General features: G+C 35.8%; 26 protein-coding genes. 12 read left to right on the top strand and 14 right to left on the bottom strand.

What is annotated here, in order from left to right:
* Nucleotides 1-12 precede the first annotated feature (12 nt).
* On the bottom strand, nucleotides 13-2,214 hold the full coding sequence (locus BUB25_RS04740) for a patatin-like phospholipase family protein (protein WP_072940789.1): 2,202 nt from the start codon (nucleotides 2,212-2,214) through the stop codon (nucleotides 13-15).
* A gap of 56 nt (nucleotides 2,215-2,270) precedes the next feature.
* The gene (gene uvrC / locus BUB25_RS04735; RefSeq protein WP_072940786.1) at nucleotides 2,271-4,070 is read right to left on the bottom strand and encodes an excinuclease ABC subunit UvrC; all 1,800 of its coding nucleotides are present in this window, start codon (nucleotides 4,068-4,070) and stop codon (nucleotides 2,271-2,273) included.
* A 136-nt stretch (nucleotides 4,071-4,206) separates the two neighbouring features.
* On the opposite strand from uvrC, the gene BUB25_RS04730 reads away from it, so the two are divergent.
* Genes BUB25_RS04730 through BUB25_RS04720 form a run of 3 tightly spaced genes read left to right on the top strand, consistent with a single transcriptional unit; the run spans nucleotide 4,207 to nucleotide 5,976 of the window.
* A complete protein-coding gene (locus tag BUB25_RS04730; RefSeq protein ID WP_072940783.1) occupies nucleotides 4,207-5,184 on the top strand; it encodes a succinylglutamate desuccinylase/aspartoacylase family protein in 978 nt (325 codons plus the stop codon).
* Nucleotides 5,168-5,740 carry a 5-formyltetrahydrofolate cyclo-ligase gene (locus tag BUB25_RS04725; RefSeq protein ID WP_072940780.1) on the top strand — a complete coding sequence of 191 codons (573 nt, stop codon included), beginning with the start codon at nucleotides 5,168-5,170 and terminating at the stop codon, nucleotides 5,738-5,740. The genes BUB25_RS04730 and BUB25_RS04725 overlap by 17 nt, the downstream gene beginning before the upstream one ends.
* Nucleotides 5,741-5,772: 32 nt before the next feature.
* Nucleotides 5,773-5,976 carry a hypothetical protein gene (locus BUB25_RS04720; RefSeq protein WP_072940777.1) on the top strand — a complete coding sequence of 68 codons (204 nt, stop codon included), beginning with the start codon at nucleotides 5,773-5,775 and terminating at the stop codon, nucleotides 5,974-5,976.
* Nucleotides 5,977-6,031: 55 nt separating this feature from the next.
* Here the strand turns inward: BUB25_RS04720 and BUB25_RS04715 are convergent, their stop codons facing one another.
* The 8 genes from BUB25_RS04715 to gdhA (BUB25_RS04680) form a co-directional block, all read right to left on the bottom strand.
* Nucleotides 6,032-6,634: a lipoprotein signal peptidase gene (locus BUB25_RS04715; RefSeq protein ID WP_072940774.1), complete on the bottom strand. Its 603-nt coding sequence runs from the start codon at nucleotides 6,632-6,634 to the stop codon at nucleotides 6,032-6,034.
* Between the two features lie 88 nt (nucleotides 6,635-6,722).
* Nucleotides 6,723-7,103 carry a TraR/DksA family transcriptional regulator gene (locus tag BUB25_RS04710; RefSeq protein ID WP_072940771.1) on the bottom strand — a complete coding sequence of 127 codons (381 nt, stop codon included), beginning with the start codon at nucleotides 7,101-7,103 and terminating at the stop codon, nucleotides 6,723-6,725.
* 7 nt (nucleotides 7,104-7,110) lie between these two features.
* Complete coding sequence (ileS, locus tag BUB25_RS04705) at nucleotides 7,111-10,512, bottom strand: isoleucine--tRNA ligase (protein WP_072940766.1); 3,402 nt, start codon at nucleotides 10,510-10,512, stop codon at nucleotides 7,111-7,113.
* A gap of 138 nt (nucleotides 10,513-10,650) precedes the next feature.
* Nucleotides 10,651-10,854 carry a helix-turn-helix transcriptional regulator gene (locus tag BUB25_RS04700; RefSeq protein ID WP_072940763.1) on the bottom strand — a complete coding sequence of 68 codons (204 nt, stop codon included), beginning with the start codon at nucleotides 10,852-10,854 and terminating at the stop codon, nucleotides 10,651-10,653.
* Nucleotides 10,844-11,305 carry a hypothetical protein gene (locus BUB25_RS04695; RefSeq protein WP_072940760.1) on the bottom strand — a complete coding sequence of 154 codons (462 nt, stop codon included), beginning with the start codon at nucleotides 11,303-11,305 and terminating at the stop codon, nucleotides 10,844-10,846. Before BUB25_RS04695 ends, BUB25_RS04700 begins: the two co-directional genes overlap by 11 nt.
* 109 nt (nucleotides 11,306-11,414) lie before the next feature.
* Nucleotides 11,415-12,128 (bottom strand): DNA repair protein RecO, encoded by a 714-nt coding sequence (gene recO, locus BUB25_RS04690; protein WP_072940757.1) that lies wholly within the window; start codon nucleotides 12,126-12,128, stop codon nucleotides 11,415-11,417.
* Nucleotides 12,129-12,336: 208 nt separating this feature from the next.
* Entirely contained in the window at nucleotides 12,337-13,680 is a 1,344-nt protein-coding gene (gene gdhA / locus BUB25_RS04685; RefSeq protein ID WP_072940754.1) for an NADP-specific glutamate dehydrogenase, read from the bottom strand.
* 416 nt (nucleotides 13,681-14,096) lie between these two features.
* Nucleotides 14,097-15,440: an NADP-specific glutamate dehydrogenase gene (gene gdhA, locus BUB25_RS04680; protein WP_072940751.1), complete on the bottom strand. Its 1,344-nt coding sequence runs from the start codon at nucleotides 15,438-15,440 to the stop codon at nucleotides 14,097-14,099.
* Nucleotides 15,441-15,712: 272 nt separating this feature from the next.
* Here gdhA (BUB25_RS04680) and BUB25_RS04675 point away from each other — a divergent pair, with 272 nt between their 5' ends.
* Nucleotides 15,713-16,516: a THC0290_0291 family protein gene (locus BUB25_RS04675; protein ID WP_072940748.1), complete on the top strand. Its 804-nt coding sequence runs from the start codon at nucleotides 15,713-15,715 to the stop codon at nucleotides 16,514-16,516.
* An 85-nt stretch (nucleotides 16,517-16,601) separates the two neighbouring features.
* Here BUB25_RS04675 and BUB25_RS04670 read toward each other — a convergent pair whose 3' ends face one another.
* Both BUB25_RS04670 and BUB25_RS04665 read right to left on the bottom strand, forming a co-directional pair.
* Nucleotides 16,602-17,747, bottom strand: a complete 1,146-nt coding sequence (locus tag BUB25_RS04670; protein WP_072940746.1) for a cystathionine gamma-synthase — start codon at nucleotides 17,745-17,747, stop codon at nucleotides 16,602-16,604.
* Nucleotides 17,748-17,830: 83 nt separating this feature from the next.
* Nucleotides 17,831-18,286, bottom strand: coding sequence for a DinB family protein (locus tag BUB25_RS04665; RefSeq protein WP_072940743.1), 456 nt, complete (start codon nucleotides 18,284-18,286; stop codon nucleotides 17,831-17,833).
* Nucleotides 18,287-18,370: 84 nt separating this feature from the next.
* Here BUB25_RS04665 and BUB25_RS04660 point away from each other — a divergent pair, with 84 nt between their 5' ends.
* The 5 genes from BUB25_RS04660 to nadD are packed head-to-tail and all read left to right on the top strand — an operon-like array spanning nucleotide 18,371 to nucleotide 21,786.
* Nucleotides 18,371-18,721: an arsenate reductase family protein gene (locus tag BUB25_RS04660; RefSeq protein ID WP_072940739.1), complete on the top strand. Its 351-nt coding sequence runs from the start codon at nucleotides 18,371-18,373 to the stop codon at nucleotides 18,719-18,721.
* Entirely contained in the window at nucleotides 18,721-19,689 is a 969-nt protein-coding gene (locus tag BUB25_RS04655) for a DMT family transporter (protein ID WP_084089426.1), read from the top strand. Before BUB25_RS04660 ends, BUB25_RS04655 begins: the two co-directional genes overlap by 1 nt.
* Nucleotide 19,690: 1 nt before the next feature.
* The gene (locus tag BUB25_RS04650) at nucleotides 19,691-20,551 is read left to right on the top strand and encodes a YicC/YloC family endoribonuclease (RefSeq protein WP_072940736.1); all 861 of its coding nucleotides are present in this window, start codon (nucleotides 19,691-19,693) and stop codon (nucleotides 20,549-20,551) included.
* A gap of 38 nt (nucleotides 20,552-20,589) precedes the next feature.
* Entirely contained in the window at nucleotides 20,590-21,162 is a 573-nt protein-coding gene (gmk, locus tag BUB25_RS04645) for a guanylate kinase (protein WP_072940733.1), read from the top strand.
* A gap of 42 nt (nucleotides 21,163-21,204) precedes the next feature.
* Nucleotides 21,205-21,786, top strand: a complete 582-nt coding sequence (gene nadD, locus BUB25_RS04640; RefSeq protein WP_072940731.1) for a nicotinate (nicotinamide) nucleotide adenylyltransferase — start codon at nucleotides 21,205-21,207, stop codon at nucleotides 21,784-21,786.
* On the opposite strand, the gene BUB25_RS04635 is transcribed toward nadD, so the two are convergent.
* Nucleotides 21,787-22,683 (bottom strand): LysR family transcriptional regulator, encoded by an 897-nt coding sequence (locus tag BUB25_RS04635; RefSeq protein WP_072940728.1) that lies wholly within the window; start codon nucleotides 22,681-22,683, stop codon nucleotides 21,787-21,789.
* A gap of 85 nt (nucleotides 22,684-22,768) precedes the next feature.
* Here BUB25_RS04635 and BUB25_RS04630 point away from each other — a divergent pair, with 85 nt between their 5' ends.
* The 3 genes from BUB25_RS04630 to BUB25_RS04620 all read left to right on the top strand — a co-directional run bounded on the left by BUB25_RS04630 (nucleotide 22,769) and on the right by BUB25_RS04620 (nucleotide 25,987).
* Nucleotides 22,769-23,539, top strand: coding sequence for a type 1 glutamine amidotransferase domain-containing protein (locus BUB25_RS04630; RefSeq protein ID WP_072940725.1), 771 nt, complete (start codon nucleotides 22,769-22,771; stop codon nucleotides 23,537-23,539).
* Nucleotides 23,540-23,541: 2 nt separating this feature from the next.
* Nucleotides 23,542-24,699: an iron-containing alcohol dehydrogenase gene (locus BUB25_RS04625; RefSeq protein ID WP_072940722.1), complete on the top strand. Its 1,158-nt coding sequence runs from the start codon at nucleotides 23,542-23,544 to the stop codon at nucleotides 24,697-24,699.
* 292 nt (nucleotides 24,700-24,991) lie between these two features.
* Nucleotides 24,992-25,987, top strand: coding sequence for an NAD(P)H-dependent glycerol-3-phosphate dehydrogenase (locus BUB25_RS04620; protein ID WP_072940720.1), 996 nt, complete (start codon nucleotides 24,992-24,994; stop codon nucleotides 25,985-25,987).
* A gap of 90 nt (nucleotides 25,988-26,077) precedes the next feature.
* On the opposite strand, the gene BUB25_RS04615 is transcribed toward BUB25_RS04620, so the two are convergent.
* On the bottom strand, nucleotides 26,078-26,485 hold the full coding sequence (locus BUB25_RS04615) for a hypothetical protein (RefSeq protein ID WP_072940717.1): 408 nt from the start codon (nucleotides 26,483-26,485) through the stop codon (nucleotides 26,078-26,080).
* Nucleotides 26,486-26,500: the final 15 nt, after the last annotated feature.

Below are 26,500 nucleotides of genomic sequence, written 5' to 3'. Positions count from 1 at the left end.
AATAAATTAAATTTAAAATAAAAATCCAACACTAATCCAAGTATAGCTTTTTGAACTCTCAGGAGACCAGGAATATTTTATTTCTATGGGACCAATAACCGTTTCTAAGCCATAACCAAAGGCATAACCAGAATATTTAGGAATAGAAACCCAATTAGCTGTCTCGAAAAGTTTATCTCCCAAGTTAGCAAAATTAGCTGAAAAATTTATGTGATTCTTTCTATAAAACTCATAATCCATAGTTGCTGAAGATTTTATATAGCTATTGGCCGTTATGCTCAAAAAATCATGCCCGTAAAAATGCCTGAAATTATTTGTCATATTATAACCATAGCCTCCTAAAGTAAAATTAAAAAATGGCACACTTTCTTTCCCTATGGAAAAACCCGCTTCGGTCTGAAATTTCATCGTGACTTTATCAAAAACCTTTGTTGCAAATCCAAAATCAGCCTTTGCTATAGAAAAAGGATTGAACTCATTTGTATAATTTGACGATACCAAATAGGATTGAATATCCCCAGAAAAATACCAGCCTTTTTTAGGGAAATATTTATCATCAAAGGAATCGTATTTTAAATATCCAAAAACACTCCCATAGGTACTTCTGTCAATTATTGGATCCGCATTGGCAAGAGTTTCTGACTTAATTTTCAAAAATTTAAACTCAATTCCCCCTCCTAACAAAAATTTGCGAACAAATAAGGATTGAAAATAAACTTGATTTGTCACATCCGAAAAATCAACATTAATCGCTTTTATTCCAAAATCATCAGGATTCAGCCCGCTAATTTCCTTAGCTATGTTCTTGTTAAATTGATTAAAGAAAGACTTAAAACCTAAACTTAAGTTGAATCCATTTTCGATATAATAGTCAAAATTATAACGGAAATTATCCCCCAAGACAACATCAAATGAGGCTACATCATTCTTGAAAAAGGTTTTTTTACGTGACAGATTTACTAAAACCCCACTCTTATAAAGACCATCATAATGCAAACCAAACTTAAGATACGATTTTGTAGGATTCTCTTTTATCGTAAGATTCAAATTATCCCCTTCGTTATCCGGATTTAGCGAATAGGTGATGGCACTAAAATTTTGTGTCGAATTGATATTATTAATCCCAGCCTCCAGTTGTTTGTAACTAATTTTCGATCCCGATTTAAATCGAAGCTTACCTATAATATAATCTCTGGTAAAATTATCCAAATCATTACAATTTATACTTTTAATATTCAGAGAATCCGACACCAGCTTCAACTTTGGTTTTGTATATTTATTAGAACGATCAACCAACAGTTCAATTTTTTCATAAACCGAAAAGGTGGCATCTTCTCCTTTTACTATAATTTCATTCCCTTTATCAAAGGAAATAACGCCATAGTTTTTAATATCCGGTTTTATATAAATATCTGTTTTTTTTACATTTTCCTTCATTTTCTCAATCGAATGAAGGTTTGTAATCTGAACCAAGATTTTAGTTGCATCTTTAAGAGAATATCGGTCTAGCAAATCATTCTGTACATCGACCCCTATAATAACATCGGCACCCAACTTCTTAATTTCATCTACAGGATAATTATTAGTCACACCTCCGTCAACTAGCAGTTTTCCATCAATTTCAACAGGGGAAAACAAAGAAGGAAAAGCAGCACTGGCAATCATCGCCTGAGCTAGATTTCCGCGGTCTAATATGACCTGTTCGCCCGTCTCAATATTTGAGCCTATACATAAAAAAGGAGTTGGCAATTGATTGAAATTCCTAATATATCTAACGTTTCGAGTAAGCCTACTCAATAAATTAAAATTATAAAGCCCCTTAGAAAGCGCCTTTGGAATTCCTATTTTAAAATCATTAAAAGGCAAACTAAGCGCATATAAATCATCATTTCTCTTTTCGTAAAAATTCTTAGACGCTCGCGGAATATAGTCGCTTAATAATTCATCAAAATTAGTTTCTCTAAAAATTGAATCCAGCTGAGCTGCATTGTAACCCGAAGCATAGAGTCCTCCCACCACAGCTCCCATACTTGTTCCTCCTATAAAATCAATCTTCACACCTGCATCTTCAAGTACTTTAAGAACCCCTATATGTGCAAATCCTTTCGCTCCGCCTCCACTTAAAACCAAACCTACCTTGAGTCTTTTCTGTTCTTGTGCGAACAAGGCCAGGCTTGTGAAAAAAATAAGAATCAAAAACGCCTGTTTTTTCATAAAAGTGTTTATTTTTAAAGGGATTAATTTACTTTACTGGAATTGTCCGGCCTGTTTTAACTCTGCATCGTTTTGTAAAAGTCGGTAATTTTTTTGGCTTTCGATACACCTATAACGTCCGAAATTTCCTTTTCTGTGGCTAACTTTAATCTTTTAACACTTTTAAAATGTTGAATTAGCGTCAACATCGTTTTCTCTCCAATTCCAGGAATCGATTCTATCGAAGAATTTAAAGCCGATTTACTTCTTTTATCCCTGTGGTGTGTGATTCCAAATCGATGCGCCTCATTTCTCAATTGCTGAATTACCTTTAAAGTCTCCGATTTCTTATCTAAATATAAAGGAACAGAATCACCGGGATAAAATAATTCCTCCAACCTTTTGGCAATACCAATTATAGCTATTTTCCCCCTTAGCCCCAGTTCATCCAAACTCTTCAATGCCGAAGACAACTGCCCTTTCCCCCCATCAATAATAATCAGCTGTGGCAAAGGCTCCTTTTCATCCAAGAGTCTCTTGTAGCGACGGTAAACTACTTCTTGCATCGAAGCAAAATCATCAGGTCCTTCGACCGTTTTTATATTAAAATGACGGTAGTCTTTTTTACTGGGTTTTCCATCTTTGAAAACCACACAAGCGGCCACCGGATTGGTACCCTGAATATTCGAATTGTCAAAACACTCTATATGACGTGGTTCCACATGAAGTCGTAGGTCTTTTTGCATCTGCGCCATAATTCTATTGGCATGCCTGTCAGGATCCACAATTTGCAATTGTTTCAGCTGTTCAATTCTATAAAACTTAGCATTTCGAATCGAAAGATCCAATATCTGCTTTTTATCTCCCAACTGTGGAACGGTGACCTTTATCTTTTCTCCCAAATCAACTGAAAACGGCACAATAACTTCTTTAGACAGCAATTGAAAACGCTCTCTGAGTTCTATTATTGCTAATTCCAACAACTCTTCATCAGTTTCTTCCAGCTTCTTTTTGATTTCCATCGTATGCGATCGGATGATTGAACCGTGAGAAATTTGCAGGAAATTCACATAAGCCGCACTTTCATCCGAAACGATCGAAAACACATCCACATTAGTTATTTTTGGATTTACAATAGTCGAACGCGATTGATAATTCTCAAGTACTTCTATTTTTTCCTTGATTTTCTGTGCTTCTTCAAAATGCATGTTCTGAGCTAGCTCCATCATCACTCTTTTGAAATCTTTCATGCTTTCCTTGAAATTTCCTTTCAGTATTTCGCGAATCGCATCAACTTGTTTTTGATAATGTTCTAAAGTTTCATATCCTTCACAAGGTCCTTTGCAATTACCAATATGATATTCGAGACAAACCCTGAATTTCCCGCTTTCTATATTGGATTCGCTTAAATCATAATTACAAGTTCGAAGCGGATACAATTCCTTTATCAGCTCTAAAATGGTATTTACCGTCTTAAAACTAGTATACGGGCCAAAATACTCTGAACCATCTTTCACCATTCTTCTGGTGGCAAAAATTCTTGAAAAAGGCTCTTTCTTGATACACAGCCAAGGATAACTTTTGTCATCGCGCAACAGCACATTATATCTGGGCTGCAATGTTTTAATTAGATTATTTTCCAATAAAAGCGCATCGGTTTCAGTAGGAACAACAATGTGTTTAATCGTTACAATCTTCTTGACAAGGACATTGGTTTTGGCCGTATCATGAATTTTATTGAAATAAGAAGAAACTCTTTTTTTTAAATTCTTGGCTTTGCCTACATATAAAATCTTGCCCTGTTTATCATAATATTGATACACACCGGGACCATCAGGCAAGGTTTGAATTTGAAGTTCGAGAGTTGGGTTTTGCATTATAATTTTATTTCACAAAGATACGCGATGGTACTTAGAGCTGTAGGTGATTTATTAATTTGAAGTTCTGTCTTGAATTCATTTCAAATTTACGAAATCCAAATAATTATTTCTACATTTAGATTTTTTATTCCCCATGAAAAACATAAAAACCATCACCATTTTAGGAGAAACCGTCTTAGCCGGCGAAAGCAAAACAATCGACATGGAAATTGCCAAGTTGCACAACACAGCCAAACTTAAGATTCCAATCATTGTACAACGTTCTAAAATTGACGGTCCGGTTGTTCTTTTTTCGGCTGGAATTCATGGTGATGAAATCAACGGTATCGAAATTGTGCGCCAACTTATCTCAAAAAAAATCAACAAACCCCAAAAGGGAACCATTATTTGTATTCCCATAATTAACATGTTTGGTTTTATCAATAGATCTAGAGAATTTCCTGACGGCAGAGACTTAAACCGTGTTTTCCCGGGAAGTAAAAATGGTTCGCTTGCCAGCAGATTTGCATACCATATTTTGACTGAAATCATGCCAATCGTTGATTATGCGGTTGACTTTCATGCCGGAGGCGCCAGCAGATTCAACGTCCCTCAGATTCGCTTGACGCCAAACAATCCCGAACTAAAAACATTAGCCGATGTTTTTAACGCCCCATTTACATTACTTTCCAAGAACATTTCCGGTTCCTTTAGAAGTTCAAGCGATAAATTAAATGTCAAAATGTTGCTTTTTGAAGGTGGAAAATCGCTCGATATCAATGAGTCCATCTCTGATGCTGGAGTTGCAGGAGCAAAGCGAATTTTATCTCATCTGAATATGTTAAACCCAAAACATATAATAGAAAAACCAAATTCAGAAACTACATATATTGAAAAATCAACTTGGGTAAGAGCATCCTGTTCAGGCTTGCTACATGATTTTAAAACCATAGGCAGTTTTGTAAAAAAAGGAGCCGTTCTTGCAACCATTACAGACCCTTTTGGTAAATTTGAACGCAAAGTAAAAGCGCCAAATGACGGCTACATTATCAATGCAAACCATTCTCCTATAGTCTATCAAGGAGACGCTATTTATCATATATCAAAATCAATCGATGAAGCAAACAACTAAAAAAGAATTACGCTCAAAATACAAAGACTTAAGAAAACAACTTTCTGAAAAGGAAAGAGAAGAAATGAGTTTAGCTATTGCCAATAAATTACTAGATCTTCCCATTTGGGAGAAAAGCTACTTTCATGTTTTTCTGCCCATTACCGAACAAAAGGAAGTCGACACTGAATTGATATTACATTTACTTTCAGGTAAAGACAAAGAAACAATTATTTCAAAAGCTGATTTTGAAACCAGAAAAATGACCCATTTCTTACTGACAGACAATACTAAAATCAAAAAAAACGAGTACCATATCCCCGAACCCATTGATGGAATTGAAGTTCCTTCGCATAAAATCGAGGTTGTTTTTGTCCCACTTTTAGCCTACGATAAAACAGGACACCGGGTGGGTTACGGCAAAGGGTTTTATGATAAATTTCTCTCTGAGTGCAAGCCTGAAACCATTAAAATAGGTCTTTCCTTCTTTGAAGCCGAAGAATTGATTACAGATGTTTTTGAAGACGACATAAAACTGGATTATTGCGTAACGCCGAATGAGGTTTATTCGTTTTAATTTTGAATTCGTACTTTTACAAAAATAAAACTATGAAAATATTTCAATATTCGAGATTTACGACAATTCTTTTAGTAGCTGCATTTGCTTTTTCATTATCAAACTGTGCTGTTAGAGTGGGTACTAGCTCAAGTCGAACATCATTTAAATCAAAACAACTCCCTCCGGGACAGGCTAAAAAACTCAATGGAGACAAAAGCGCTAAACGGTATGCTCCGGGACAAAATAAAAAATAAAAAAGACCTGTTTCAGATTATGAAACAGGTCTTTTTTTATATATAAATCTTAAATCTATTCGTGATGATGAAACGCTTTTTTATTGAAAAAAATCAAAATCCCAACTCCTGTTGAAATCGCCATATCGGCAACATTGAAAATGGCATTGAAAAAAGTAAATTCTTTTCCGCCCCAAAATGGCAACCAACTTGGTAAATTTCCATGCCAAAAAGGAAAATAAAACATATCAACCACCTTTCCGTGAAACAAAGTCCCGTAAGGATTCTCTGAAAACAAAGTCGCCAATTGAGCATGACTGTCATTGAAAATTAATCCGTAAAAAACCGAATCTATTATATTGCCAAAAGCTCCGGCAAGAATCAGCGCAATGGCAACAATCAAATAATTAGAGCTGTGTTTTCTCTCTACAGAATCCCACAACCAATAGCCAATTCCTCCAACAGCAACCAATCTAAAAAGCGTAAGAATCAATTTGCCATAAGCTCCCGGAATTTCTGTTCCCCAGGCCATCCCTTCATTCTCAATGAACAGAATTTTGAACCATTTAAAAACGCCTACCTCTTCTCCTAATATAAAATTGGTTTTTACATATATTTTAGAAAGCTGATCAACAATTAATATAAGGAAAACCAGTAAATATGCTTTTCGTAATGACATTTTTTAAATTTTAAGTGCGTAAAAGTAATAATTTAATCAAAAAAAACGCTCCCAATGGAGCGTTAAATATTTATATAACGAAAGTCGATTATCGTTGTAAATTTTTTGCTTCTATACTCATCGTAGCATGAGGAACAATTTTCAATCTGTCTTTATTGATCAGTTTCCCTGTTACTTTACAGATTCCATAGGTCTTGTTTTCCACACGGAATAAAGCGTTTTTTAAATCACGAATAAACTTCTCCTGACGAATGGCCAGTTGCGAATTAGCTTCCTTTGACATCGTTTCACTTCCTTCTTCGAATGCTTTAAATGTAGGCGATGTATCATCGGTTCCATTATTCAAATCATTCATATAGGCGCTTTTTATTAAGTCTAAGTCGGCTTGTGCTTTTTCAATTTTTTTTAGAATTATTTCTTTGAACTCAGCCAAATCGGCATCGGAGTATCTTGTTGCTTCATCTACCATAATCTAATTATTTAGTAATTGTTATTTTTGTTTTTATCTCGTCAAACTCAATTTCTGTGCCGTTTTCGATTTCATCCACAAAAACCAAATTACTGGTTAATGTTTCTGATTTAATATAGGCTTCATTTTTAAGAATCGCTTGTTCTAAAGCTCCATCCCTCTTCAATTGAACTTTAATTTTATCAGTAACTTCAAATCCCGAATCTTTACGGATATTCTGAATTCTGTTTACTAATTCCCTTGCTATTCCCTCTTGTTTCAATTCCTCAGAAATTGTAATGTCGAGCGCAACCGTTATTCCGTTTGAATTGGCCACCAGCCAACCTTCAATATCTTGAGATGTTATTTCGACATCTTCTAATGTTAAAGTTACGTCATTTCCTGCAATAACAACATTTAAGCTTCCTTGCTTATCCAATTCATTAATTTGCTCCTTAGAAAAACCCTGTATCTCCTTAGAAACCAAGCCCATGTCCTTACCAAAACGGGGACCGAGCGCCTTAAAATTAGGCTTGATTTGTTTGACCAAAACACCCGAAGCATCATCTAAAAGTTGAATTTCTTTAACGTTTACTTCCGCTTTTATCAGCTCAGAAACCGCCTCAATTTCGGCTCTCTGATTCTCGTCAAGCACCGGTATCATTACCTTTTGCAAAGGCTGACGCACCTTGATCATTTCCTTTTTACGAAGCGATAAAACCAGTGACGAGATGGTCTGCGCCTTCTGCATTTTACTCTCCAACGATTTATCAACAAAGTTTTCAACGTATTTTGGAAACTCAGCCAAATGTACACTATCGTATTTTTCTGATTGTGTCGCCTGAGTTAAGTCTCTGTAAAGTTTGTCCATAAAGAATGGAGCCACAGGCGCACTCAGCTTGCTTATGGTCAATAAACAAGTATATAGAGTTTGATAAGCCGCAATTTTATCTTGGGCATATTCGCCTTTCCAGAAACGTCTTCTGCACAAACGAACGTACCAATTACTCAGGTTTTCCTGCACAAAATCAGAAATAGCGCGGGTAGCTTTCGTCGGTTCATAATCGGCATAAAAACCGTCCACATCTTTTATCAAAGTGTTCAATTCTGAAATAATCCATTGGTCAATTTCAGGCCTTTCGTTTAACGGAACTTCAGCTTCTTCATATTTGAATCCGTCAATATTTGCATACAAACTAAAGAACGAATAGGTATTGTAAAGTGTTCCGAAGAATTTACGGCGTACCTCAGCGATTCCTTCCAAGTCAAATTTCAAATTATCCCAAGGATTCGCATTCGAAATCATATACCAGCGTGTGGCATCAGGACCATATTCGGCTAAAGTTTCAAATGGATCTGCGGCATTACCAAGGCGTTTGGACATTTTTTGCCCATTTTTATCTAATACCAATCCGTTTGAAACCACATTTTTATAGGCTACTTTATCAAAAACCAAAGTAGCAATGGCATGTAAGGTATAAAACCATCCACGCGTTTGATCCACTCCTTCAGCGATAAAATCAGCCGGGAAGTCTTTGTTTTCGTCGATTTTGTCTTTATTTTCAAAAGGATAATGCCATTGCGCATAAGGCATCGATCCCGAGTCAAACCAAACATCAATCAAATCAGCCTCGCGCTTCATTGGTTTTCCAGAAGCTGAAACCAACGTAATTTCATCGACCACATTTTTATGCAAATCAATCAAATCATAGTTCGTTTCATCCATATTCCCAATTTCGAAACCTTTGAAAGGGTTTTCTTTTTGGAAACCTGCAGCGATTGATTTTTCGATTTCGTTGTATAATTCTTCAACAGAACCTACTAAAATTTCTTCTTGTTTATCTTCGGTTCTCCAGATAGGCAATGGAATTCCCCAATATCTGGAACGTGATAAATTCCAGTCATTGGCGTTTTTCAACCAATTTCCAAAACGACCTTCTCCGGTAGCTTTTGGCTTCCAATTAATCGTTTCATTCAGGTCAAACATACGATCTCTAACTTCTGTAATCTTGATGAACCAGGAATCTAAAGGATAATACAAAATAGGTTTGTCAGTTCTCCAGCAATGCGGATAACTGTGCACGTATTTTTCTACTTTAAAGGCTTTATTTTCTTCTTTTAATCGAATGGCGATCTCAACATCTATCGAACGTTCCGGCGCCTGACCTTCATCGTAATATTCATTTTTTACATATTTACCGGCATATTCACCCATGTGTGAGGTGAATTTCCCTTGTAAATCTACCAAAGGAACCGGAGTTCCGTTTTCGTCCAAAACTAACATTGGCGGCACCTCAGGCGTAGCTTCTTTGGCCACTTTGGCATCATCGGCACCAAAAGTTGGCGCAGTGTGCACAATTCCCGTTCCGTCTTCGGTTGTTACGAAATCTCCTGAAATTACCCTGAACGCATTTTCCGGATTTTGGTACGGCAACACAAACGGCAACAACTGCTCGTAACGAATCCCGACCAAATCAGCTCCTTTTGCTTCAGCGATAACCTGGTATGGTATTTTTTTATCTCCCTCTTTGAAATTCTCGAAATCAGCCGGTTCGCTGCTTTCAAAAAAGCCTTTTCCGAATTGTTTCGCAACTAAATTCTTAGCCAAAACCACTGTTATCGGTCTAAAAGTATATTGATTGAAGGTTTTAACTAAAACATAATCGATTTTTGGACCAACGGTCAATGCCGTGTTACTTGGTAAAGTCCAAGGCGTTGTAGTCCAAGCCAAAATATGTATATCCCCTAAGCCTTGCAAAGCTGCTGGTAAAGTATCATTTATCGCTTTAAATTGTGCCACAACAGTCGTATCGGTCACATCACGGTAACTTCCCGGCTGATTCACTTCGTGCGAAGACAATCCTGTTCCCGCTTTTGGAGAATAGGGCTGGATCGTGTAGCCTTTGTACATCAAATCCTTGTTGTAGATTTGTTTCAAAATCCACCAAACCGTTTCCATATATTTGGGTTTGTAAGTCACATACGGATCTTCCATATCGACCCAATAGCCCATTTTTTCGGTCAAATCATTCCATACATCGGTATAACGCATTACGGTTTTCTTACACGCCTCGTTATATTCTTCAATGGAAATCTTAGTTCCAATATCTTCTTTGGTAATTCCTAATTCTTTTTCGGTGCCTAATTCCACAGGTAAACCATGAGTATCCCAGCCCGCTTTACGCTTCACTTGAAAGCCTTTTTGAGTTTTATATCTGCAAAAAATATCTTTGATGGCACGCGCCATGACGTGGTGAATTCCCGGTAATCCGTTTGCCGAAGGCGGACCTTCAAAAAAAACGAATGGTGGGTTCCCTTCACGAGTGCTTACACTTTTTTCGAATATGTTTTCTTTCTTCCAAAAATCCAGAACTTCCGATGCTACAGTTGGCAAGTCAAGTCCTTTGTATTCAGTAAATTTTGTGCTCATTTTATCCTTTTCTTTAATCGATGTGCGAAAGTAAGGAATTTTGAATTATTGCACACGAATTTCACAAATTTTCACTACGCTTTGTTACTAAAGGCTCTGTAATCTCCATAATTTATTAAAAACACAAGCTATTGGCTACTATTTTTCATCATCATCCAATTCAAAAAAATCATTAACTGATTTCCCAAACAACATTGATAATTTTAACGCTAAGACAGTCGATGGTACGAAACGATTTGTTTCAATAGAATTTATAGTTTGACGAGAAACGCCTATTCTCCCTGCTAATTCCTCTTGCGTAATATTTAAAATTGCTCTTTCTATTTTTAGTCTATTTTTCATTGTATGCTCTTTTTAACTTCCTGAAAGTAAAAATCTGGATTGTAAGCAAAACCCCTAAAACAGCAACATCTTTACTCCCATCCATTTTAGGCATTGAAGAAAAACTAGCTACAACAGCCAAATTAATAAAAGGCATTATTAAATAGATTAACACTGTTCCTATGACAGCATAATTATATGATTGCATTCGGATCTTTGCGATTAACTCATCTTCTATTTTTTCTTTAGATATTGAAATTATAAGCAATCCTAAGATCATTCCTGTCTCGGCTAACCTAACCAGGAAATCATTGTATTTCATTTTCTCTAAATAGAACGAAATACTGGCAATCGAAATGAATGAAATAACAAATAACACCAAGCCAATTATTTTAAATTTATTAGGGAGCTGATAGCCCGTGATTTTTTCAATCTTTTGAATTTCCTCATCCTGCTTTAATTTTTTTTCCATAAAGTTAATTGGTTAAAGCTTGTTTTCCATAAAGAACAACAAACTTGATTAAAAGACAAATATACTTTACTTTTAAATGCGAAATCATATTTTATGAAACTCTGTAACTTTAAGAAAAAACTTCTTTTAAAATATCGAGAGATTTTGGCTTCTTGAAACCGTCCAGATGGAAACTATAATAATCAATCAGTATTCTCAAAACAAGCTGCCTCTCGATGACGTGGAAGGTTTTTTGATCGTTTTCGAATTTTAATCCAATCAGTTTTTTGAACAAATTGGTTTCGTGTTCCGTCAACGAACTTATGGCGTGAAAGGGCGTAAAAATGCCTTCGGTCATTTCGAAAAAAGGCATATCCATATCAGAAATATCGGGATAAAAGCCCAAATATTTTGTAGTTTCCAATAATAAAATCAAGTGAAAATTAGCGATTTCATCGTGATTGTCTAACCAATGTAAAGCTGTCTCTAAAAAGGTAAACAAATGCTCATTTTTTTCTTCTTCGTGAATCGAATGGTGCAACATTTCGGAAATAAACATCACAATCGTGCTTTTATAAATATCCGAATGAATGGAATGAAAAGGCGTCCCGATTTTTATTTCCTTGAAATTTTCTAAAGTGCCTTTGTTCTTGTGGACCGCCTCTATTTCAAGAATAGTCAATGGTTGAAAATAGGCGATTTTTTGATTGGATTTCCTGCCAGAAAAAGCATCCCGCACAAAATAAGATTTTAATCCGTGAGACTGGGTAAAACACTTTACAATCAAGCTTTTTTCCTGAAACTTCAAAGACGAAATGACGATTGCTTTGGTTTTTACCTGCATTAGTTTTTGTGTTGTTTTTAAAAATAAGTCTTTTGCAGTACTTTATTTCAGGAAAACCTTCCCCAAAAACAATAGCCAAAATTCCTATTTTGCCGCAAATATACGACAAACTAAAGTACTCTGTTTTTTGTTTTATTCCAAAAGAGAAACCTTCTGCAATCCCGAAATTCAGGAACCGCAGAAGGCTTTATAAATTTTAAAACAAAGATTAGACCACTCCTTGCGCCAGCATGGCATCGGCTACTTTTACAAAACCGGCAATGTTTGCTCCTTTTACATAGTCTACATGTCCCGTTTCATCTGTACCGTATTTCACACAAGAAGTGTGAATGTCGCACATAATTTCTTTTAATCGTTCATCTACTTTTTTGGAAGACCATTTTAGTCTTAATGAATTTTGAGACATCTCCAGACCTGAAGTCGTAACTCCGCCGGCATTGGCCGCTTTTCCCGGAGCGTATAATATTTTTGCGTCTTGAAAAACAACAACCGCTTCCGGGGTAGATGGCATATTTGCGCCTTCAGCAACACATATGCATCCGTTCTCGATTAAGATTTTGGCATCCCCTTCATCCAATTCGTTTTGGGTTGCACAAGGCAGGGCAACATCGCATTTTATTCCCCAAGGACGCTCATCATAAACATATTTCGCATTTGGATATTTGATGACATAATCACTTAGTTTTCCTCTTAGCTCATTTTTTAATTCCATAATATAAGCCAATTTCTCCGAATCAATTCCGTCCGCATCGTACATATACCCCAAAGAATCTGAAAGAGCCACTACTTTTCCTCCTAATTCATTCACTTTTTCGGTTGCATATTGGGCTACATTCCCAGAACCTGAAATCACCACCGTTTTGCCTTTAAAATCATCCCCTTTTGTGGCCAACATACTTTGAGCAAAATACACCGTGCCGTATCCTGTAGATTCTGGCCTGATTAACGAACCTCCGAAAGAAATTCCCTTACCGGTTAAAACTCCTGTAAATTCGTTTCTGATTTTTTTATACTGACCAAACATATACCCCACTTCTCTTCCTCCAACACCAATATCTCCCGCAGGAACATCTGTATCGGCACCAATGTGTCGGCACAATTCGTTCATAAAACTTTGGCAAAAACGCATCACCTCAATATCTGATTTTCCTTTTGGATCAAAATTAGATCCTCCTTTACCGCCACCCATTGGCAAAGTGGTTAAACTATTTTTGAACGTTTGTTCAAAAGCCAAAAACTTCAAAATACTTAAATTCACCGTAGGATGAAAACGAATCCCTCCTTTGTATGGCCCGATCGCCGAGTTCATCTGAATGCGATATCCTCTATTTACCTGAGTTCGTCCCTGATCATCAATCCAAGGCACTCGAAAAATTATGATCCGTTCTGCCTCGACCATTCGCTCCAAAAGCATTTTATTTTGGTATTTTTTATTTTTTTCAATAAAAGGAATTACAGCTTCAGCCACCTCTGCTACAGCTTGCATAAATTCTGGTTCATTTGGGTTATTCTTGGCAACCTCTTCTATAAAAGTAGTAATGCTTTGCGACATGATAATTTAGATTATAAACATTCAAAAATGAGTCATTGTTCAGGTTCACAAAGATACGGCACAATAAAAGCACTGACACTTTTTTTTTAGTTTTGCCCAAAGAATTCCCTATTCATTAAATAAGCACTATCAAATTTATTTTAAAGCAAAATTCAAATAGGGAATATTATGAATTTCGTAATAAAAGCAAAACACTCACTCCTTAAATTTCAATAAAAAGCCACTAATCCTTGTTTATTTTTCATTAAATCCGAATCTGATTAGCGATAAATCAATATTCTCTATCGCAAAGCGAAACGAATGACATTGTATGACTCATCAAGGTGATTTATATCTTAATCCATTAAACAAACAAAAAAAAACCTTCTGTCAAAATGATGACAGAAGGCATTCTTTAAATGCGATATAAAATTATTTTATACTACTCCTTGAGCTAGCATTGCATCAGCAACTTTTACAAAACCGGCAATATTAGCGCCCTTAACATAGTTTACATAACCACTTTCTTCGGTACCATATTTTTTACATTGATTGTGTATCCCTGTCATGATTTCTTTCAATCGGGAATCTACTTCTTCACTGGTCCAGTTCAATCGAATAGAGTTTTGTGTCATTTCTAATCCTGAAGCCGCAACACCTCCTGCATTGGCCGCTTTTCCCGGAGCAAAAAGTACTTTGGCATTCAAGAATTCTTTAATTGCTCCTAATGTACTTGGCATATTAGCCGCTTCCGTAACACAGATAACTCCGTTAGCAATTAATTTTTTTGCATCTTCTTCATTCAACTCATTTTGAGTTGCACAAGGAATTGCAACATCAACTTTAACCTCCCAAACACTTTTTCCTTTATGGAAAACTGCTTTTGGATATTTCTCTAAATAAGATTCAACTCTATTGTCTCCTCTAGCCCTCATTTCGAGCATAAATTCAATTTTATCTCCCGAGATTCCTTCTTCGTCATAAATGTAACCGTCAGGGCCAGAAATAGTAACTATTTTTCCTCCAAGATCATTCACTTTTAAAGCAACTCCCCAGGCCACATTACCAAATCCTGAAATGGATACCGTTTTACCTTTAATGGTATGACCAATAGTCTGCAACATTTGTTCGGTAAAATAAACCACTCCATAACCTGTAGCTTCCGGTCTGATCAAAGATCCACCATATGCCAATCCTTTACCGGTTAAAACTCCGGTAAACTCATTTTTTATCCTCTTATATTGACCAAATAAATAGCCAATTTCTCTTGCTCCAACTCCAATATCTCCTGCAGGAACGTCTAATTGTGGACCAATATGCCTGCATAATTCCGTCATGAAAGACTGACAAAAACGCATTACTTCAGCATCCGTTTTTCCCTCAGGATCAAAATCTGATCCTCCTTTACCTCCACCCATCGGCAAAGTGGTCAGACTATTTTTAAATACTTGTTCGAAAGCCAAAAACTTCAAAACCGATAAATTTACGGTATGATGAAAACGAATTCCTCCTTTGTAAGGTCCAATTGCTGAATTCATTTGGATTCTAAACCCTCTATTTACCTGAATTTCACCTTTATCATCTACCCATGGAACACGAAAAATAACGGAACGCTCTGGCTCAGCCATTCTTAAAAGCAAATTTTTTCCGTCATATTTTTTTTGAGTCGCAATAAATGGAATCACCGTTTCGGCAAATTCTCTAACTGCTTGAATAAATTCCGGTTCATTTGGATTCTTGGCTTCAACTTGAGCCATAAAATCATTTATTTTTAGTAACATAAGTAACAACTAATTAATTAAGAAAACGTTTTCGTTAGCTAGTACAAATATACATTTTCTACAAATTATTGAATCTTTTTTTTTATCTTCTTTACAGAATTATCTTTTTATTAAGCAATTTTGAAGAAATCCGTTTTTAAACTGGCTTTTAAACTAGAATTGCTATAATTTTCACAAATAAAAGAGAATTTGACTCATTATTTTTAATTTTAATTTCAATTAGGCATCGATGTTTTTCATATATTTGTTATTACTTGAAATTGTAACTGAAAATGCTAAAGTACATCACCCTCGCTTTATTTGTTTTTTTGGGATTTTCAAATAAAACAAATGCGCAATTTGGATTTTCGCACGAAGTAGGGATTATTGCTGGTCCAGTAGCTTTTCAATCCGATTATGGGGAACGTTACAACCTTGATACAAATGCAGGAAACACAGGTGTCGGCATAGGCTTGATTCATTATATTAATTTTTCGTACAAAGCAGAATGTAATTGCTATGTTCCAGAAACCTATTTTAACGATCACTTTAAATTAAGAAGTGAACTATCCTACAATAAAACTAATTTAGAACATTTTGGTCAATGGGTAGCCCCGGATCATACCGGCATGGGAGCAGATCAATTAAGAGCCATGAGAGGAAGTACTGCCGTTGCTAATATTGGGATGCAATTAGAATATTTTCCTCTTAGTATTCGCGATTTCACTTCCAGAATAGGAAGTTTAGGGCCCTTTATAAGCCTTGGGGGACAATTTAGCCAATACGATGCCAAAGTATCCTCGACAATGGGACCATTAGGAACCCCCTTAACCACATTCCCAAAATACCTCACTCCAACCGATGGCCGTCCTTACGGATTCTCAACCGAAACCGGCACGGTCTGGTCAGTCATTTCTAGTGTGGGAACCCGTTACAAACTAACACCTTTGCAAGATTTAATGGTGGATTTACGCTTTCAATATTATTTTTCAAACTGGGTAGATGGCTTAAATCCGAATCCGGATATTTACAAAGAAAACAAGGCCAATGACTGGTTGGTTTGGTTCAATGTTGGCTATATTTATTATCTGCAATAGCAAAACTGAAATCAGTTTAAAAACAAAAATCCCGGTTCTAAATGTTGTAGAACCGGGATTTTTGATAACATACCGTATTTTAATATTATGCCAATGCTTGTTTTAAATCTTCAATCAAATCATCAGCGTCTTCTATACCTACACTCAATCGAACCAAATCATCAGTAATTCCTATTTCTTTTCTTTTATCTTCCGGAATCGACGCATGAGTCATCAAAGCCGGATGGTTTGCCAATGATTCCACTCCTCCAAGAGATTCGGCCAAGGTGAACACCCTAAGTTTTTCAAGAAAATCAATAGAATCCTCTTTTTTACCCGATACAAACGTGAAAGAAACCATTCCTCCAAAATCACTCATTTGTTTCTTTGCAATTTCATGAAACGGATGACTGGCTAATCCCGGATAATAAACCGTTTTGATTTTAGGATGATTGTTTAAAAAATCCACCACTTTTGCACCGTTTTCACAATGTCTTTGCATTCTTAAATGCAGGGTTTTTATACCTCTTAGCACAAGAAAACTGTCCATTGGCCCAAGGGTAGCTCCTGTGGCAAATTGTTGAAAATGCAACTGCTCTCCTAATGCTTCGTCTTTTACGATTAATGCCCCTGCAATAACATCAGAATGTCCCGAAAGATATTTCGTCGCAGAATGCATCACCACATCAGCACCTAAATCTAATGGATTTTGCAAATAAGGTGTCGCAAAAGTATTATCAACTGCAAAAAGAATATTGTTTGCCTTGGTGATTTTGGCAATTTCTCTAATATCTGCCAATTTCATCAGAGGATTTGTTGGAGTTTCGACCCAAACCAACTTAGTGTTTTTGTTGATCAATGACTGGAATTTCTCCATATCATTCATATCCTCAAAATGAAATTTAATCCCTGAATCTTTATAGATTTTAGTAAACATTCTATAAGTCCCACCATACAAATCATCCATAGCAATGATTTCATCTCCGGCTTTGAAAGAGCGCAACAAGCAATCTGTTGCTGCTAATCCTGATGAAAAAGCCAATCCTCTCACTCCATTTTCAATACTTGCCAGTGCATTTTCAAGTGCAGATCGGGTAGGATTTGCAGCCCTGCTATATTCATAATCTGGATTTATAGGCTGTCCGGGGCTTTTTTGTACAAATGTTGACGTTTGATAAACCGGCGGCATTACAGCTCCTGTACTTGGATCGTGATGTTGTCCTCCGTGAATTGTTTTAGTATTGAATTTCATATCTCTTAATTTTTAATTGCAAATAAGTTTGACAAAATTACCCTTTAATTTATTCTAAACAAGCAATTGCCCTTTAGTTGCTATTACACAAACTTTCGTAAACCCATCATAATTCCTGTATGAACCGCTTCATGGTAAATGTTAAATGAAATGGCATCTTCTGCATTTTTTACGGCAAAGCCGGTCATGGTGGTAAATTCCTGAAAATTTTTGAATATTTTATTATCCAAATCCTTTTGCGTTTGATGAATTGTCTCAAAAAGAAGTTCCTTTATTTCATCAACATCGGCTTGGGTTGCATCCTGAACTGGCGCCGTTCCTTTCTTGTATCTATTGACCATTTCGTCCGAAATCATCATCGGCAAACCCGACAATTTATAAACCAGCATTTGCTGCACTACCACTATGTGTCCTATATTCCAAATCAAATTGTTGCTATAGCCTTCCGGAATCTTATTTAATTGTTCCAAAGTATATCGTTGCAGAAATTGAGACAAGGCTTCCCTGCTTGATTTGGTAATTTCAAATGTTTGATCCATTTACTGTAATTTTATTTTTTTTATAAAATTAATCATTTTCAGCATCAAATGAATTTTCTTTGCATAAAGAAAACACAAAACACCATGAACAAAATCTATTATATCGCCTCCTGCGACACTTGTCGAAAAATCATAAAATCTTTACCTAAAGGACATAATCTTGTTTTTCGTGATATCAAACAAGATTCACTTACATTAGAGGAACTCGAAGAAATGCACCAACTCGCCGGTAGCTATGAAAGCTTATTCAGCAAAAAAGCCCAGCTGTACAAATCGATGAATTTAAAGGACAAATCCTTAACCGAAGAAGATTACAAAAATTATATTTTAGAACATTATACTTTCTTGAGCAGACCCGTTTTTGTCATTGATAACAAGGTTTACATTGGCGGAAGCCAGCAAAACATGCTTCAAGTAATGAAAGCATTGAGCTAATGTCTAAAAAAAACATAGCCCTGCTGGGAGCTACTCTTGTTTCTGTTATTTATGGCCTCACTTTTACCATTGCCAAGGATGTCATGCCTCAATACATTGATGCTTATGGCTTTATTTTATTACGTGTAGGTGGAACAACACTACTGTTTTGGCTATTTTGGTTTTTTATGCCAAAGGAAAAAATAGCCCTGAATGATTTTCCGAGAATCATCGCCGCCGCCTTCTTTGGTGTAGCCTTCAATATGCTGACTTTCTTCAAAGGATTGAGTCTTACTTCTCCCATTTCGGCAGCGGTAATTATGGTTTCAACTCCTATGATTGTTTTAGTGCTTTCGGCCATTATCATGAAAGAACCTATGAAAAAGCGAATGGTTTCCGGAATCATCTTAGGCTTGATAGGAACGGCATTCCTAATTCTTTACGGCAAATCCATAGGAAGCACCACCCATGGGGGTTTTGGGAATTTTCTGGTTTTAGTTAATGCTATTTCTTATGGTTTTTACCTGATTATCGTTAAAAAGTTAATGGAGAAATACAATGCGTTTACCTTTGTAAAATGGATCTACAGCTTTGGACTAATTATGGTTTTACCCTTTGGCTGGAGCCAATTGACCACAGCCCAATGGATCTTAATACCAACACTAATTTACTGGAAAATAGGTTTTGTTGTTGTGGTTTCGACCTTTCTGACGTATTTGTTAAACTTACTTACAATGAAAGAATTAAAACCAACCACAGTTGCTGTTTTCATTTACCTTCAGCCTTTGTTCGCTACCATATTTGCTATCAGTTTAGGAAAAGACAAACTCGATTTGGTAAAAATAGTTTCCGCCATTTTAATTTTCATCGGAGTTTATTTAGTGACTTCTTCTCCTAATTCTTCAAATAAGCCGAATAAAATCAGGAGAATGCTTCCTTTAGGGCTAAGGGCGAATTTTTTATTATCTTTGACCTCTTTTAGAAAATAATATGATACAATCAATGACGGGTTTTGGTAAAGCCACTTTACAATTACCAACCAAAAAAATAACGGTCGAAATAAAATCCTTAAACAGTAAAGGTTTAGATCTTAATGTAAGAATGCCTTCGCTTTACCGTGAAATGGAATTAGGCCTAAGAACCCAAATTGCATCAACGCTCGAAAGAGGAAAAATTGACTTTTCTATTTTTATCGAAAGTACCGCTGAACAAACCACCACCAAGGTCAATGTGCCAATAGTAAAAGCTTACATCAACCAATTGAGAGAAGTTTATGCTGATGCCGATGAAACCGAATTGATGAAAATGGCTGTTCGCATGCCCGATACGATGAAAATTGAGCGTGACGAAATTGACGAAAATGATTGGGCCGAAATTAAAAAAGTGATTGAAGAGAGTTTGAATAACATTCTTAATTTCAGAAGAGATGAAGGGATGTCACTTGAAAAAGAATTTCAGTTGCGTATAGGAAATATTCGTCACTATATGACCGAAGCATTGGCACTTGATCCCGAACGCGTTCAAGCCATAAAAGACCGTTTACAAACTGCAATTGAAGAATTGAAAGTAAATGTGGATGAAAATCGTTTCGAACAGGAATTGATCTATTATCTGGAAAAACTTGACATTACAGAAGAAAAAGTACGTTTGACAAATCACTTGGATTATTTCCTGGAAACCATCAACGGAACAGAAGCTAATGGTAGAAAACTTGGTTTTATCACCCAAGAAATGGGACGCGAAATCAATACCATGGGATCGAAATCCAATCATGCGCAAATGCAAAAATTAGTCGTGATGATGAAAGACGAATTGGAAAAAATTAAAGAACAGGTTTTAAACGTATTGTAGCAGAGAAGCGATGTGTCGCTCCTAAAAAAGAATAACAAATGAATAAAGGCGGAAAATTAATCGTATTCTCAGCACCTTCGGGATCTGGAAAAACTACCATAGTAAGACATTTATTAAGCAAGGAAGATCTAAATTTAGAATTTTCCATTTCAGCAGCATCCCGTGATCCAAGAGGAGAAGAAGTAAATGGGAAAGATTATTATTTCATTTCGACTGAGGAATTCAAAAAACACATCAAGAACGATGATTTTTTGGAGTGGGAAGAAGTGTACCGCGATAACTTTTACGGAACGCTGAAAAGCGAAGTAGAACGCATCTGGGCCAAAGGAAAAAACGTGATTTTTGATATTGATGTAGCCGGAGGATTACGAATCAAACATAAATTTCCTGAGCAGACATTAGCCGTTTTTGTAAAACCTCCTAGTGTTGATGAACTAAAAAGAAGACTCAAAGAACGCTCCACCGAAAGTGATGACAAAATCAATATGCGCATTGCCAAAGCATCAGTTGAACTGGCTACAGCACCACAATTTGATACCATCATAAAAAATTATGATCTAAATATTGCTCTGGAAGAAGCGTATCAATTAGTAAAGGATTTTGTGAAATAAGGCAAAAGTTAAAAAACCTGCCTAAAATCTAATGCCTAAAAAATGAAAATAGGTCTCTATTTTGGAACTTTTAACCCCATCCATGTTGGACATTTAATCATTGCCAATCACATGGCTGAAAATGCCGATTTAGATCAGGTATGGCTAGTGGTAACACCTCATAATCCGCTAAAAAAGAAAGAGACCCTGCTCGACGATTACCATCGCCTGGAAATGGTACATCTGGCGACAGAAGATTTTCCGAAATTGAAACCTTCGGATATCGAATTCAAACTATCGCAACCTAATTATACGGTAAACACTTTAGTTCATCTGGAAGAAAAATACCCCAATCATATTTTTTCATTAATCATGGGAGAGGACAATTTAAAGTCTTTGCACAAATGGAAAAATCACGAAATGATTCTGCAAAATCATGAAATCTATGTTTATCCTCGCATTTCTTCCGAAGCAGAAAATCTGGATTTAAAAAACCATCCAAAAATTCATTTAATTGATGCTCCTATTGTCGAAATCTCTTCTACTTTTATTCGAAAGAGCATCAAAGAAGGCAAAAACATACAACCGCTATTATCCCAAAAAGTCTGGGAATACATTGATCACAATAATTTTTACAAAAAGTAATTAAGCCAATACTTTCTGTAATTCCGCTTCAATTTCCTGAAAAGCCGCATTAAAATTATCGCTTTTGCCCGATAAAAGAAAGATTTCCGTTTGAGGCATTTGCTTGCTATTCCATAACAATTGCAGCTTTTTCTCTTCAATAAAATGCTTTGCATTACTATCCCAAACTACCGCAATACCGGAATTTTTAGCAAGGATTCCCAACATTTCATATTCAGACGGAATAATATAATTCGGAATCATCGAAGGTCTTTTTTTATTAAAAACATGCAACCAAAATAATTTGATATGCGGAATCCCGGCATCTGGACTGTACCATTTTTGTTCGTTTAACCAATGTTCAATAGCGTTAAAATCTTTACTCTTAATTTTTGATTTCAATTCTGACGCATCAATGTTTGTGGAGCCCACAATAATTTGCTTGATTGCTCCCAGCTTCTTCTGAATTGTATCAAAAGTATCATATCTCTTGCTAACAATGGCAAAATCCAGTTTTTTAGAATCTACTAATTCAAAAAGAGCATCGTCATTATCAAAGCTAAAATCAATAAATTCAAATTTAGAAACGAGTGTACTTCCTATACTGCTCATCAAATGTTTTGAAATTCCAATAGAAATTAATCGATTAGCATTGAATGCTTTGGCTCTAAAACCATTCTCAACATTTTCCAGGCGATCTAAAGCCTCAATGATTAAATTATTGAGTAACTTAGCATATTCTGTCGGCTCCACACCTTTCGACTTTCGATTAAAAAGTTTATAACCTACATGTGCTTCCAACATTGATATTTGCTGACTTACAGCCGGTTGACTGATAAACAATTCCTTGGCGGCCAAAGAAAAATTCCCGTTTTTATAAACCGATTTAAAAGTTCGGTACCATTCCAGGTTGACCATGATATAAATATATTTATCACAAACATAATTTAAATTATTTTTACTGATGGCATATTCACCCTAAATTTGTAAAAAAAAATTAATCATGAAGAAAATTGCATTACTTACTATTACAATACTAACTGCAAGTTGCCTAACAGCTACTGCTCAAAAACTAAATAAAAAAGCTATGAAAAAAGTATTATTCGTTGTTACAAGTCACGATAAACTGGGTAACACAGGAGAAAAAACAGGATTTTGGACCGAAGAATTAGCTGCGCCTTATTACGCACTAGCAGATAAAGGAGTGCAAATTGATATTGCAACGCCACTAGGAGGGCAACCGCCAATTGATCCAAAAAGCGAAGATCCATCAGCAGCAACAGAAGACACCAAAAGATTCGATAACGACACCGTACTTCTTTCAAAACTAAAAAACACAAAAAAATTATCAGATGTAAATCAAGCTGATTATGATGCGGTTTTTTATCCGGGAGGTCACGGTCCGCTTTGGGATTTAGCCGAAGACAAGACCTCAATCGCTTTAATTGAATCTTTTTACACACACAATAAACCAGTTGGTTTTGTTTGTCATGCTCCCGGAGCTTTGAAAAATGTGAAAGTAAATGGCACTTTTTTAGTGAAAGGCAAAAAAGTAACCGGATTCTCTAATACAGAAGAAGAAGCCGTAGGTTTAACCAAAGTAGTTCCGTTTTTACTGGAAGATGCTTTGCAATCAAATGGCGCAAACTATTCTAAAGCTGCTGACTGGCAACCTTATGCCGTTGAAGATGGCTTATTGATTACAGGTCAAAACCCGGCTTCATCTAAACTAGTTGCCCAAAAATTATTGAATCAATTAAACGTAAAAAAATAAACATGTTAAACTTCGAATTATACAACCCTACAAATTTAGTTTTTGGAAAAGGGCAGATTGAAAAATTACCAACACTAGTCCCACAAGGTGCAAAAATCCTTTTAGCATATGGAGGAGGAAGCATTTTTAAAAATGGAATTTATGAGCAGGTAATCAACAATCTAAAAGGTTTTGAAATAGTGGAATTCAGCGGTATAGAACCCAACCCCCATTTTGAGACTTTGATGAAAGCAGTAGCTATTATCAAAGAACAAAAAATTGATTTTATTTTAGCTGTTGGTGGAGGTTCTGTGATTGACGGTGTGAAATTTATCTCAGCCGCAGTAAATTTTGAAGAAAACCCTATCGATATTCTTCAAAAACGTCTTCTAATAAAAGAAAATGCAGTGCCTTTTGGGACGGTCTTAACGTTACCTGCTACAGGCAGCGAGATGAATTCTGGAGCCGTTGTAACGATTGAAGCCACTCAAGAAAAATTAGCTTTTGGTGGTTCGGCCCTATTTCCAAAATTCTCTATTTGTGACCCAACAGTAATCGAATCTCTACCAAAAAGACAATTACAAAATGGCGTTGTTGATGCTTACACCCATGTAATGGAACAATATTTAACTCATCCACACGAAGGATATTTACAAGATAGAATTGCCGAAGGTATTTTACAAACCTTAATTGAGGTAGGACCCAAAGTAGTCGAAAATCCAAAAGACTATGCACTAGCCTCTAACTTTATGTGGTCGTGTACAATGGCTCTCAACGGATTGATCCAAAAAGGAGTTCCTAGCGACTGGGCAACACACATGATTGGTCATGAATTAACCGCTTTGTACGGAATCGATCATGCACGTACATTGGCAATTATTGCTCCTAGTTTGTACAAAGTAATGTTTGAAACAAAAAAAGCAAAATTAGCTCAATACGGAAAACGTATTTTTAATCTGGAAGGAACAGAAGACGAAATCGCAAATGAGGCCATCAACAAAACCGTTGAATTTTTCCATAAAATGGGAATGCAAACTAAATTATCTGAATATACCGAAGACTATAGCAAAACGGCCGACTTCATTGTAAACCGTTTTGAAGAAAGAGGCTGGAAAGGTCTTGGAGAGCGACAAAACATCACTATAGACAAAGTAAAATCGATTGTGGAAATGAGTTACTAATTCAAAAAAAGAAGAATTTATTTTAAATAAAAAGGCGTTCCTGAATTTATTCTAGAACGCCTTTTTCATAACACCAAAACAAAACTAACTAATTCAATTCTCATATTTAATTAAATAACTAACTTACAATAACTTACAACGAAACAAAAGCTACAATATTGTATAGAAATAAAAAAAATGTTTTTTTAATTGAATTTTAAAACTTTCACCAACCTAAATGTTGAGAGTCCTTCATTATTTTCTTGCCTCATTAGTACATTTTTAAGTACTTTTGATTAAATTTAATACTAAAATGACCGAAAATTTAAAATTTGCAGTAATTGGTGGTGGAAGTTGGGCAACGGCAATCACAAAAATGTTATGCGTAAATCTTTCCGAAGTTTCTTGGTATATGCGTAATGAATCCGCAATTGAGCATATAAAACTTCACAAACACAATCCTAATTATCTGAGTTCAGTTGAATTTGATATTCAAAAGTTAAAACTCACCAGTGATATTAATGAAGCAGTTGCTTATGCTGATTACATTATTTTTGCAATACCATCCGCTTTTTTAAATGGAGAATTGGAGAAATTGACTGTTTCGTTGAAAGACAAAATTATCTTTTCGGCAATCAAAGGTATTGTTCCAGAAACCAGCCTGATTGTTGGTGAACATTTCCACTTTCAATATGACATTCCTTACTATAATATAGGTGTAATCACTGGCCCATGCCATGCAGAAGAAGTAGCTCTAGAGCGTTTATCATATCTAACAATTGCTTGTGGCGATGCTCAAAAAGCCTCAACAGTGGCAAAAAACTTGTCCGGGAATTATATTAAAACAAAAATAACGGATGACATTATAGGCACCGAATATGCGGCCATGCTAAAAAACATCTACGCCATTGCTGCCGGAATTGCTCACGGTTTGGGTTATGGTGATAATTTTCAGGCTGTGTTGATGAGTAATGCCATTCGAGAAATGAAAAAATTCATCAAAAAAGTACACAAAATGAAGCGAAACATCAATGATTCAGCTTATTTGGGTGATTTATTGGTAACGGGTTATTCTCTGTTTTCAAGAAACAGAACCTTCGGAAATATGATTGGTAAAGGCTATACCGTAAAAAGCGCCATGATGGAAATGAGCATGGTCTCTGAAGGCTATTATGCGACAAACAGTGCTTATAAACTCAATCAAGGTTATGGTGCCAAAACGCCAATTATAGATGCCGTTTATGAAATTCTATATAAAGGAAAAGAAGCTAAAACTATTTTTAAAGAACTGACAGAGAAACTGGATTAAATTCAGCTATCAACCTACATAAAAAACCGCTAATTCTCAGATGAAATCTGGAGATTAGCGGTTTTTAAATTTATATTAAAAGTCTATATTCTATCTTACAATAATGCCTTCAACGAATAAAATGGGCACTTCTTCTGTCTCCGCTTCGTTAATGCTATTTGCTTTAAAAATAAATTTCTTATCGTACATTTTATTTCCTATGAAATAAGATACTGAAAACTCGTTATTGAGTGCCAAAACACTTTTTTCGATCATTTCAATTTTTACCACTGAAACTGCAGGAACTTCAACAAAGGCGTGACGCAAAAGAGAGGTTTTTTTCATTTCCCCATCCATGGTTCCAAAAGCTTTAGAAACGACCATCACACCTTCGATAAGAAAATCGCTATCATTCACTAAATAGGCGTACCAGACTTTTTCCATGAAATCGTCGCTCCATTCTTGAACGGTAGCTACAAATACATTTTCTACTTCGGGGATGATAATATCGGATTTCATTATTTTTGTACTAAA

Source organism: Flavobacterium granuli, from assembly GCF_900129705.1.
In the GTDB taxonomy this organism is placed as follows: Bacteria; Bacteroidota; Bacteroidia; order Flavobacteriales; family Flavobacteriaceae; genus Flavobacterium; species Flavobacterium granuli.
The sequence above is the reverse complement of the archived record's forward strand: the minus strand, read 5'-3'. Positions and strand labels throughout refer to the sequence as shown.

Bases quoted from the DNA above. Each gene is read 5' to 3' on its own strand.
- BUB25_RS04740 (WP_072940789.1), bottom strand. From the start codon at position 2,214: ATGAAAAAACAGGCGTTTTTGATTCTTATTTTTTTCACAAGCCTGGCC.
- uvrC (WP_072940786.1), bottom strand. From the start codon at position 4,070: ATGCAAAACCCAACTCTCGAACTTCAAATTCAAACCTTGCCTGATGGT.
- BUB25_RS04730 (WP_072940783.1), top strand. From the start codon at position 4,207: ATGAAAAACATAAAAACCATCACCATTTTAGGAGAAACCGTCTTAGCC.
- BUB25_RS04725 (WP_072940780.1), top strand. From the start codon at position 5,168: ATGAAGCAAACAACTAAAAAAGAATTACGCTCAAAATACAAAGACTTA.
- BUB25_RS04720 (WP_072940777.1), top strand. From the start codon at position 5,773: ATGAAAATATTTCAATATTCGAGATTTACGACAATTCTTTTAGTAGCT.
- BUB25_RS04715 (WP_072940774.1), bottom strand. From the start codon at position 6,634: ATGTCATTACGAAAAGCATATTTACTGGTTTTCCTTATATTAATTGTT.
- BUB25_RS04710 (WP_072940771.1), bottom strand. From the start codon at position 7,103: ATGGTAGATGAAGCAACAAGATACTCCGATGCCGATTTGGCTGAGTTC.
- ileS (WP_072940766.1), bottom strand. From the start codon at position 10,512: ATGAGCACAAAATTTACTGAATACAAAGGACTTGACTTGCCAACTGTA.
- BUB25_RS04700 (WP_072940763.1), bottom strand. From the start codon at position 10,854: ATGAAAAATAGACTAAAAATAGAAAGAGCAATTTTAAATATTACGCAA.
- BUB25_RS04695 (WP_072940760.1), bottom strand. From the start codon at position 11,305: ATGGAAAAAAAATTAAAGCAGGATGAGGAAATTCAAAAGATTGAAAAA.
- recO (WP_072940757.1), bottom strand. From the start codon at position 12,128: ATGCAGGTAAAAACCAAAGCAATCGTCATTTCGTCTTTGAAGTTTCAG.
- gdhA (WP_072940754.1), bottom strand. From the start codon at position 13,680: ATGTCGCAAAGCATTACTACTTTTATAGAAGAGGTTGCCAAGAATAAC.
- gdhA (WP_072940751.1), bottom strand. From the start codon at position 15,440: ATGTTACTAAAAATAAATGATTTTATGGCTCAAGTTGAAGCCAAGAAT.
- BUB25_RS04675 (WP_072940748.1), top strand. From the start codon at position 15,713: ATGCTAAAGTACATCACCCTCGCTTTATTTGTTTTTTTGGGATTTTCA.
- BUB25_RS04670 (WP_072940746.1), bottom strand. From the start codon at position 17,747: ATGAAATTCAATACTAAAACAATTCACGGAGGACAACATCACGATCCA.
- BUB25_RS04665 (WP_072940743.1), bottom strand. From the start codon at position 18,286: ATGGATCAAACATTTGAAATTACCAAATCAAGCAGGGAAGCCTTGTCT.
- BUB25_RS04660 (WP_072940739.1), top strand. From the start codon at position 18,371: ATGAACAAAATCTATTATATCGCCTCCTGCGACACTTGTCGAAAAATC.
- BUB25_RS04655 (WP_084089426.1), top strand. From the start codon at position 18,721: ATGTCTAAAAAAAACATAGCCCTGCTGGGAGCTACTCTTGTTTCTGTT.
- BUB25_RS04650 (WP_072940736.1), top strand. From the start codon at position 19,691: ATGATACAATCAATGACGGGTTTTGGTAAAGCCACTTTACAATTACCA.
- gmk (WP_072940733.1), top strand. From the start codon at position 20,590: ATGAATAAAGGCGGAAAATTAATCGTATTCTCAGCACCTTCGGGATCT.
- nadD (WP_072940731.1), top strand. From the start codon at position 21,205: ATGAAAATAGGTCTCTATTTTGGAACTTTTAACCCCATCCATGTTGGA.
- BUB25_RS04635 (WP_072940728.1), bottom strand. From the start codon at position 22,683: ATGGTCAACCTGGAATGGTACCGAACTTTTAAATCGGTTTATAAAAAC.
- BUB25_RS04630 (WP_072940725.1), top strand. From the start codon at position 22,769: ATGAAGAAAATTGCATTACTTACTATTACAATACTAACTGCAAGTTGC.
- BUB25_RS04625 (WP_072940722.1), top strand. From the start codon at position 23,542: ATGTTAAACTTCGAATTATACAACCCTACAAATTTAGTTTTTGGAAAA.
- BUB25_RS04620 (WP_072940720.1), top strand. From the start codon at position 24,992: ATGACCGAAAATTTAAAATTTGCAGTAATTGGTGGTGGAAGTTGGGCA.
- BUB25_RS04615 (WP_072940717.1), bottom strand. From the start codon at position 26,485: ATGAAATCCGATATTATCATCCCCGAAGTAGAAAATGTATTTGTAGCT.